9 protein-coding genes and 1 pseudogene are annotated in these 8,420 nt (G+C 59.9%); 8 read left to right on the top strand and 2 right to left on the bottom strand.

Annotation, left to right across the window (positions count from 1 at the left end; all coding sequences use genetic code 11):
• Nucleotides 1–181 (top strand): annotated as a pseudogene (locus HX786_RS30270) (lytic transglycosylase F); the annotation flags it as partial.
• A 142-nt stretch (nucleotides 182–323) separates the two neighbouring features.
• Here HX786_RS30270 and HX786_RS30265 read toward each other — a convergent pair.
• Entirely contained in the window at nucleotides 324–1,679 is a 1,356-nt protein-coding gene (locus tag HX786_RS30265; RefSeq protein ID WP_008431626.1) for a GntP family permease, read from the bottom strand.
• Nucleotides 1,680–1,763: 84 nt separating this feature from the next.
• A complete protein-coding gene (locus tag HX786_RS30260) occupies nucleotides 1,764–2,297 on the bottom strand; it encodes a gluconokinase (protein ID WP_008431624.1) in 534 nt (177 codons plus the stop codon).
• Nucleotides 2,298–2,509: 212 nt separating this feature from the next.
• Here HX786_RS30260 and HX786_RS30255 point away from each other — a divergent pair, with 212 nt between their 5' ends.
• The 7 genes from HX786_RS30255 (at nucleotide 2,510) to HX786_RS30225 (ending at nucleotide 8,391) form a co-directional block, all read left to right on the top strand.
• The gene (locus tag HX786_RS30255; protein WP_161635742.1) at nucleotides 2,510–3,541 is read left to right on the top strand and encodes a LacI family DNA-binding transcriptional regulator; all 1,032 of its coding nucleotides are present in this window, start codon (nucleotides 2,510–2,512) and stop codon (nucleotides 3,539–3,541) included.
• Between the two features lie 168 nt (nucleotides 3,542–3,709).
• Nucleotides 3,710–4,141, top strand: a complete 432-nt coding sequence (locus tag HX786_RS30250; RefSeq protein ID WP_177049547.1) for a hypothetical protein — start codon at nucleotides 3,710–3,712, stop codon at nucleotides 4,139–4,141.
• Between the two features lie 360 nt (nucleotides 4,142–4,501).
• Complete coding sequence (locus HX786_RS30245) at nucleotides 4,502–4,738, top strand: DUF6124 family protein (protein WP_087693164.1); 237 nt, start codon at nucleotides 4,502–4,504, stop codon at nucleotides 4,736–4,738.
• Nucleotides 4,739–4,937: 199 nt separating this feature from the next.
• Nucleotides 4,938–5,570, top strand: a complete 633-nt coding sequence (locus HX786_RS30240; protein ID WP_178913009.1) for a glutathione S-transferase family protein — start codon at nucleotides 4,938–4,940, stop codon at nucleotides 5,568–5,570.
• A gap of 16 nt (nucleotides 5,571–5,586) precedes the next feature.
• The gene (locus HX786_RS30235) at nucleotides 5,587–6,324 is read left to right on the top strand and encodes an NAD(P)-dependent oxidoreductase (protein ID WP_087693166.1); all 738 of its coding nucleotides are present in this window, start codon (nucleotides 5,587–5,589) and stop codon (nucleotides 6,322–6,324) included.
• 11 nt (nucleotides 6,325–6,335) lie between these two features.
• Nucleotides 6,336–7,745: an MFS transporter gene (locus HX786_RS30230; RefSeq protein ID WP_177019375.1), complete on the top strand. Its 1,410-nt coding sequence runs from the start codon at nucleotides 6,336–6,338 to the stop codon at nucleotides 7,743–7,745.
• A 136-nt stretch (nucleotides 7,746–7,881) separates the two neighbouring features.
• Nucleotides 7,882–8,391 (top strand): hypothetical protein, encoded by a 510-nt coding sequence (locus HX786_RS30225; protein WP_003213081.1) that lies wholly within the window; start codon nucleotides 7,882–7,884, stop codon nucleotides 8,389–8,391.
• Nucleotides 8,392–8,420 lie beyond the last annotated feature (29 nt).

Raw genomic sequence — 8,420 nt, 5'->3', positions numbered from 1 at the left:
GCGTTATGGCTATGCCCGTGGCGGTGAGCCCGTGCATTTTGTGGCGAACATCCGGCGTTACTACGACATTCTGACGTGGGTGACGCAGCCGCAGCTGGAAGGCAACCAGGTGGTCGAAGGCAACCTGCATGTGCCGGGTGTGGACAAGACCAAGCCGACGGAAGAAACCCCGCAGCTGTAATCCCCCGATTCTCCAAACACCACAAAACCAATGTGGGAGCGGGCTTGCTCGCGAAGGCGGTGGTTCAGTCAACTCATATGTCGACTGATTCACCGCCTTCGCGAGCAAGCCCGCTCCCACATTTTGTTTTGCGGTGTGCCTGTTAGACCACCAGCGACAGCAACATGATAAAGCCCAACGCCACCACCGACAGGATGGTCTCCATCGCTGTCCAGGTCTTGAACGTCTCGGCCACGGTCATATTGAAGTACTGCTTCACCAGCCAGAACCCCGCATCGTTGACGTGAGACAGCACCAGCGAGCCCGCCCCCGTCGCCAATACCAGCAACTCGCGGTTCACCCCCGGAATCATCCCCACCACCGGCACCACAATGCCGGCACCGGTAATGGTCGCCACCGTCGCAGAACCGGTAGCCACACGAATCACCGCCGCCACCAGCCAGGCCAGCAGGATCGGGTTGATCTGCGCGGTCACCGCCATATGGCCGATCACATCACCTACGCCGCTGGTCACCAGCATCTGCTTGAAGCCACCACCGGCGCCGATGATCAGGATGATCGCTGCAGTCGGCGCCAGGCTGGCGTCGAGCAGCTTGAGGATTTGCTTGGAGCCAATGCCCTGGCGATGGCCAAAGGTGTACAGCGACAACAGCAAGGCCAGCAGCAAGGCGGTGATCGGGTGACCGATCATGTCCATCCAGTTGCGGATCACATGGCCGTCCGGCAGGGCGACGTCGGCGAAGGTTTTCAGCAGCATCAGGAACACCGGCAGCAGCACGGTGATCAGGGTGATGCTGAAGCTCGGCAGGGTCTTGGATTCCGGTTGCTCACTGGCCAGTTGGTCCACCAGTTCCTGGGACGGGTTGCCCGGGATGTACTTGGCGATAAACGAACCGTAGAGCGGGCCGGCGATGATCGCCGTAGGCAGCGCGACGATCAGGCCGTAGAGAATGGTCTTGCCGATGTCGGCACCGAACACGCCGATCGCCAGCAGAGGGCCCGGGTGCGGTGGCACCAGGCCGTGCACCGCCGACAGGCCGGCCAGCAGCGGAATGCCAATCTTGATCAGCGACACACCGGTACGACGCGCAACGATAAACACCAGCGGGATCAGCAACACAAAACCGATCTCGAAGAACAGCGGAATGCCCACCAGGAACGCGGCGAACATCATTGCCCACTGCACCTTCTCCTTGCCGAAGGCCCGCACCAGGGTTTGCGCGATCTGATCGGCACCGCCGGAATCGGCCATCATCTTGCCGAGCATCGTACCCAGCGCGAGGATAATCCCGACAAAGCCGAGCACCCCGCCGAAGCCGTCCTGGAAGGCCTTGATGATCTTGTCCACGGGCATGCCCGAGGTCAGGCCGAGAAAGCCTGCGGCGATGATCAGGGCAATGAACGGGTGGACTTTGAACCGGGTGATCAACACGATCAGGCCGATGATGGTCACCACTGCATCGAGCAGCAGATAGGTATCGTGGGACAAGCCAAACATGGGGGTCTCTCCTGTTTGTTGTTGTTATTAAAGCCGGTAAAAAATTCAGTGCAGGCGGACAGCGCTATCTTGTCCGGCAAAAAATTATTTGTTTGGTTCAAAGCCGTGTTCGAGCCACCAGGCATTGGTTTGCTCGGCCAGTTCTTCGACGCTGTCTACGCTGGCGTTGAGGGCCAGGGTCAACGGCTCGCCCACCGGGGATTCAAGGGTGGCGAACTGGCTGTCTATGAGGCTGGCCGGCATGAAATGGCCGGGGCGATGGGATACACGGTCGGCGGCGACTTCGCGGGTCAGCTCCAGAAACACAAACCCCAGGCCCGGCGCGGCTTCGCGCAGGTGGTCGCGGTATTTCTTCTTCAGGGCCGAACAGGTGAGCACCGGATGCTCGCCGGCCTTGAGGGAGCGGCGCAGCTCATCGCACAGGATGTCGAGCCAGCCGGCGCGGTCTTCGTCGTTAAGGGGATGGCCGGCGCTCATCTTCTCGATGTTCGCGGCGGGGTGAAAGCTGTCGCCTTCGATGGCGGTGGCGCCGTTCAGCAGGCACAGGGCCTCGCTGACGCTGGACTTGCCACAGCCGGAAACACCCATGATCACGAGGGCAGTAACAGGTTGACTCATGAAACACCTCAAGACGCAGATAGCGCTACCTTTGCACGCTGTAAGGCTAGTGCAAAAACAGGCTTTTCCCGCGCCGTCTTGTCATTTTTATGGAGTGACGCGTGCATCTGCTCCAAAGGTTTGAACGGGAACAGGCATCCCGACGTTCAAGAATTTGCAGGGTCTTGGAGACAGCGCTACCTTAGTGCCTCGATTTTTGTTTGGCAAGCCGCCTGATGACTCCCAAGAACGATAAAAATACCCGCACCACGGGCCGCCCCACCCTCAATGAAGTGGCCCGCCTGGCTGGCGTGAGCCCGATTACCGCCTCCCGGGCCTTGCGCGGCATCAGCACCGTGGCCACCGAACTGGTGGAAAAAGTGCAAAAAGCCGCCGCCGAACTGAGCTACGTGGTCAACCCGGCCGCCCGTGCCCTGGCATCTGCCCAGAGCCAGTCGGTGGTGGTGTTGGTGCCGTCGCTGTCCAACCTGCTGTTTATCGAAACCCTGGAAGCCATCCACCAGGTGCTGCGGCCCAAGGGCTTTGAAGTGCTGATCGGCAACACCCACTATTCCCGCGACGAAGAAGAAGACCTGCTGCGCAACTACATGGCCTACCAGCCACGGGGGCTGCTGCTGACCGGGTTTGACCGTACGGAAAGCGCCCGGCGCATGGTGGAATCGAGCAATGTGCCGTGTGTGTACATGATGGACCTGGACCCGAGTGCTGGCCTGAACTGCGTAGGATTCTCGCAGTTGAACGCCGGGGAAACGGCGGCCGCGCATTTGATCTCACGGGGTCGCAAGCGCCTGGCCTACATTGGCGCGCAACTGGACCAGCGCACGTTGTTGCGCGGTGAAGGCTTTCGCCGGGCGTTGCAGCAGGCGGGGTTGTACGACCCGGCACTCGAAGTGCTGACGCCACGGCCATCGTCGCTGGGCCTGGGTGGTGAGCTGTTCCTGCAACTGCTGGCCAGCCATCCGGACGTGGACGCGATCTTCTTTGGCAACGACGACCTGGCTCAGGGTGCGTTGCTGGAAGCGCTGCGCCATGGCATCAAGGTGCCGGAGCAGATCTCGGTGCTGGGCTTCAACGACCTGCCGTCTTCCTCGTTCATGGTGCCGCGTTTGAGCAGCATCAGTACGCCGCGCGAAGCCATTGGCCGGCGGGCGGCAGAGCATTTGTTGACGGTGATGGCGGGCAACAAGATCGCCCGGCCGGTGGTGGACATGGGGTTTGAGTTGAAGGTGCGCGAGAGTACCTAGGCCGGTCCCGTATACGGGCCATCGGTAAAACGCTCCACGCTAGCCCTTGCGATTATGAAAATCCACTGTGACTTCTGACAGTATACGAACCTGTGAAAGGCTCATTTAATCAAGCAACTATCCAGCAATAAGAGATAGCAACTGCAAGTTAGATGGAGCCTCTCGACCATGGATCACTACAGAATTAACGCAATCCCCGTAACAGGGACACTTAAGGTTGACAAATCCGTAGATGGGCCTTTCGAGGCTACCAGCATCAGGTTTGATAATAGTCAGAAAAATCTCTGGTTTCAGGGTGAGTACGTTGATGGATTAGGAAAAATTCGGCTTATTACACTGGTCCTGCCTGACACGGCAGGTGAATTTTCCGGCGGTTTCAACCCCGACGCCGCCGGCTATTACAACCGCGAAACCAATGACAGGCCACAACATTGGCATTCAGTGTCCGGCCATTACAAAGGCACCTTTATTAAAGGAGCTGGAGATCTGGACGGAAAGTTCCACTTTCAGGGTTCTTGGCCAGGCTCGGAGAACCAGGAATTTGAGGGTACTTTCGATATTCAGACTGGCCCCTTAAGCGTAAAAGCCAAACCAGCTTGAGTAGACTGCGCGAACACATACAGGCGGTAGCTGTAGGAAGTGGCTGGTGTTGCTGGCAGCGCCTTGCTCCGTTACCTACAGGTACGTCAGAATCCGCCGGCTTGTGCGCTTGGGTAGGGCTCTCTAAGGTTGCCCGGTCGCTGAATTTCTCAGTGATCGGGTTTAGTAGCCCGAACTGGTTCACTCTTAGTGCATGAGCTTCATCTGTCAGACGATTTTGTCTGTGCTTGATGGCGGCTGTGCGTAGGGCACCTTCGGGTGCGCCGGCTATGAGTGTCCACCGGTCTACTAACCTGCGCGCAGCTGCCTCCTTTATTGTTTAGTAGCGATATGGGGGTGGCCTAATACAGGGCACTTACTATGTTCAAAGCAACTCCAAATCCTCCCGCCTTATTCACCGTCAGCCCCGACGCCAGCAGCGAAAGCCTGATCGCCAACAGCTACGAGACGTTTTCCTCGGTCAGCACGTTATTGCTCGACCTGTCTGATGAACTCACCGGCAAAGACCGCGACACCGCATTGGCGATTCACCAGTTGAGTGAGTTGGGCGTATTGCTGATGGGCAAGCTGATGGACCTGGAATCACCACTGATCTAACAGACCGCACGCGGTCAAACTGTGGGAGCGGGCTTGCTCGCGAATGCGGTGTGTCAGCCGACCTTTCCATCACTGATACACCGCATTCGCGAGCAAGCCCGCTCCCACATTTTTGATCCTGCCCACTTAACAACCTCGCCGTGCCTTCTGGCCCCTGCTAAATTGCCCCCTGCCTTCTCACCCTCGTCAGGAAAGCACCATGGGCCATTCGCTGAAAATCCTCGGTCGCACTTCTTCCATCAACGTGCGAAAAGTCCTGTGGACCTGCCAGGAACTGGATATCCCCTACGACCGCGAAGACTGGGGCATCGGCTTCGCCTCCACCCAGTCCCCCGAATTCCTGGCCCTGAACCCCAACGCCCAAGTCCCGGTGATCATCGACGACAACGGCGTACTGTGGGAATCCAACACCATCTGCCGCTACCTCGTGAGCCTGCACCAACGCCACGACCTGTTGCCCACCGAGCCGGTCGCCCGTGCGAAGGTCGAGCAATGGATGGACTGGCAAGCCACCGAACTCAACCCGTCGTGGGGCTACGCCTTCCACGCTCTGGTACGCAAGAACCCGGACTATCAGGACCCGCAACGCATCAAAGCCGGGGTAAAAAGCTGGAACGACAAGATGGGCCTACTGGAACAGCAACTGATCAAAACCGGCGCCTACGTCGCCGGTAACGACTTCACACTCGCCGACATCCTCATCGGCCTGTCGGTGCACCGCTGGTGGATGACGCCCATGGAGCATCCGTCCTACCCGGCGGTCAGCGCCTACTACGAAACCCTCAGCCAACGCCCCGGCTTCAAAACCTTCGCCCTCGACGGCCACAACTAAAAACAAGGACTACCCAATGAACGGACTCAACGTACTACTCACCGGCGCCTGCGGCCGCATCGGCAAGACGTTTTTCCAAGCCTCGAAAGACCGCTACCGCTTCACCCTCACCGACCGCATCGAGCCGGATTTCGCCCTCGGCGAGCACCGTTTCATCCACGCCGACCTGAGCGACAAAACCGCCCTCGCCGCCCTGCTCGACGGGATTGACGTGATCGTGCACCTGTCGGGCATCCCCCACGCCAGCGCGACCTTCGACGAGTTGTTGCCCAACAATATCCTGGCCACCACCTACCTGTTCGAAGCCGCCGTGGCCGCAGGTGTGAAGCGCCTGGTATTCGCCAGCAGTGCCCAGACCATCGAAGGCTACCCGGTAGACCGGCAGATCACGCCGGGCATGCCTGTATTGCCCGCCAACCTGTACGGCGTGAGCAAATGCTACGGCGAAGCCCTGTGCGGTTTTTACGCGGCCAAAACCCCGCTCTCCACCATCGCCCTGCGCATCGGTGCGTTTGAATTCCCCGAAACCCACGACCTGAACAACGCCCGCGACCTCAGCGCCTGGCTCAGCCCCCGCGACGCCGTGCAACTGCTGCAACGCTCGGTGGAAACCATCGGGGTGAAACACCTGATCGCCCATGGCATTTCCAATAACCGTTTCAAACGCCTGGACCTCAGCGAAACAACCCGTGTGCTGGGTTACCAACCGGTGGATGATGCGTTCCAGGAATTCGAGATCCCGATCACTTATTGAGTCTTCTGCCCATGTCTTCACCCTCTCTTGCAGACGGTATCGACCCGATCCGCGCCGCGCACATCAGCGCGCGCATTGATCGGTTGCCCGCCGTCGCCACTGTCTGGCGCCTGGTGGCGCTGCTGTCGATTGGCGGCTTTTTCGAGCTGTATGACTTGTTCCAGACTGCCTATATCAGCCCCGGCCTGATCAGTGACGGAATTTTCCACACCGGCAGCCAGGGCGTATTCGGCTTCTCCGACCAGGCGGCCTTTGCCTCGGCGACCTTTCTCGGCCTGTTCCTCGGCGCCAGCCTGCTCAGCCCGATTGCCGACCGCTACGGGCGCCGGGCGATCTTCACCTTTGCGTTGATCTGGTACACCGTCGCCACCGTGTTGATGGGTATCCAGACCTCCGCCCTGGGCATCATCTGCATGCGCTTCCTGGTGGGCATTGGTTTGGGCATCGAGCTGGTGACCATCGACGCCTACCTCTCGGAACTGGTGCCCAAGCGCATGCGCAGCTCGGCGTTTGCCTTTGCGTTTTTCATCCAGTTCCTGTCGGTGCCGGCGGTGGCGTTGATGTCGTGGTGGCTGGTACCCCAGGCACCGTTCGGGATTTCCGGCTGGCGCTGGGTAGTGGTGAGCAGTGCGGTATTTGCGCTGTTTATCTGGCAACTGCGCAAGCGCCTGCCGGAATCGCCGCGCTGGCTCGCACAAAAAGGCCGTTTCGAGGAAGCCGGGCAGATCATGGACAGCCTCGAAGCGCGCTGCCGGAAAGACCACGGCAAGCCACTCGATGAGCCGGAACCGCAAGCCGTCAGCGTGCAGGGCCAAGGGCGCTTCGCCGATATCTGGCAACCGCCGTACCGGCGCCGGGCGTTGATGCTGATTGTGTTTCATGTGTTCCAGGCCATCGGCTTTTTCGGCTTCGGCAACTGGCTGCCGGCGCTGCTCTCGGGCCAGGGCGTGAGCGTCACTCACAGCCTGGGCTATGCCTTCATCATCACCCTCGCCTACCCGTTGGGGCCGCTGCTGTTTGTGAAGGTGGCGAACCGGTTTGAGAACAAATGGCAGATTGTCGGCTCGGCGCTCGGCGCGGTGATCTTCGGCAGTTTGTTCGCGCTGCAAACCACCGCCGTGGGCCTGGTGATCTGCGGGGTGATGATCACCTTCTGCAACGCCTGGCTGAGTTTCAGTTATCACTCCTACCAGAGCGAACTGTTCCCCACCAACATCCGCGCCCGGGCGGTCGGTTTCTGCTATTCGTTCAGCCGGTTGTCGACGGTGTTCAGCAGCCTGTTGATCGGTGTGATCCTCGAACACCTCGGCACGCCCGGCGTGTTGGCGTTTATCGCCAGCAGCATGTTGATCGTGATGATCACCATCAGTTGGTTCGGCCCGCGCACCCGCAACCTGGCGCTGGAGAACATTGCCCACTAGCGGCAAACAATGGCCGGCGGCACGCCGACGCTTGCCGACGGTAGCGGCCCAAAGCCCCCGTAAACACGGGGCCATACCACTGGGCACGCTAATTGCTCCACCTGTGGCACCGCCCACATCCACAGGTGTCCTGATCATGCTGATCAACAACAACCCCCAGGCTCAGTCGACGATCCAACGCATCAAGCGCGCAGACATGGACCCGGCCAACGCCGCGGCCAGCGCGCTGTACAGCGGTGCCGCGCAAAACGTGCAACAGGGCACTACGACTGTATCGACCACACAGGCAGCGGCCGACGCCACTGCCGACAACATCAATGCCGCCTTCGCCAAGACCCGTGTGCAGTTGCAAGCCACCACCGCAACCGCCTCGACCACCGATACGGCCAAGACTGACTCCACCACGTCGGCCCGCAGTGACTTCACCGACTACATGAAGAAAAGCCCGGCCGAGCGCATCCGCGAGCAACTGCTCAAGGAACAGGGTTTGACCGAGGATGATGTGAAGAACATGCCTCAGGACAAGCAGGATGCTATTTCCAAGGAAGTTGCAGAACGCCTGAAGGAGCAGCAGGCGCAGCAGGTAGCGGCGAAGACCGCTGACCCGCAGGCGCAGACGGTGAAAGAGACCCTGGCTGCGATCTAAGCCACACCACAAACCAAATGTGGGAGCGG

Origin of the sequence: Pseudomonas sp. 21615526, assembly GCF_013386245.1 — a bacterium.
In the GTDB taxonomy this organism is placed as follows: Bacteria; Pseudomonadota; Gammaproteobacteria; order Pseudomonadales; family Pseudomonadaceae; genus Aquipseudomonas.
Note: the sequence above shows the minus strand (reverse complement) of the source record. Positions and strands in the feature narration are given on the sequence as shown.

What these genes read in the sequence shown, in the direction of transcription:
- HX786_RS30265 (WP_008431626.1), bottom strand. Translation starts at nt 1,679, where the DNA reads ATGTTTGGCTTGTCCCACGATACCTATCTGCTGCTCGATGCAGTGGTG.
- HX786_RS30260 (WP_008431624.1), bottom strand. Translation starts at nt 2,297, where the DNA reads ATGAGTCAACCTGTTACTGCCCTCGTGATCATGGGTGTTTCCGGCTGT.
- HX786_RS30250 (WP_177049547.1), top strand. Translation starts at nt 3,710, where the DNA reads ATGGATCACTACAGAATTAACGCAATCCCCGTAACAGGGACACTTAAG.
- HX786_RS30245 (WP_087693164.1), top strand. Translation starts at nt 4,502, where the DNA reads ATGTTCAAAGCAACTCCAAATCCTCCCGCCTTATTCACCGTCAGCCCC.
- HX786_RS30240 (WP_178913009.1), top strand. Translation starts at nt 4,938, where the DNA reads ATGGGCCATTCGCTGAAAATCCTCGGTCGCACTTCTTCCATCAACGTG.
- HX786_RS30235 (WP_087693166.1), top strand. Translation starts at nt 5,587, where the DNA reads ATGAACGGACTCAACGTACTACTCACCGGCGCCTGCGGCCGCATCGGC.
- HX786_RS30230 (WP_177019375.1), top strand. Translation starts at nt 6,336, where the DNA reads ATGTCTTCACCCTCTCTTGCAGACGGTATCGACCCGATCCGCGCCGCG.
- HX786_RS30225 (WP_003213081.1), top strand. Translation starts at nt 7,882, where the DNA reads ATGCTGATCAACAACAACCCCCAGGCTCAGTCGACGATCCAACGCATC.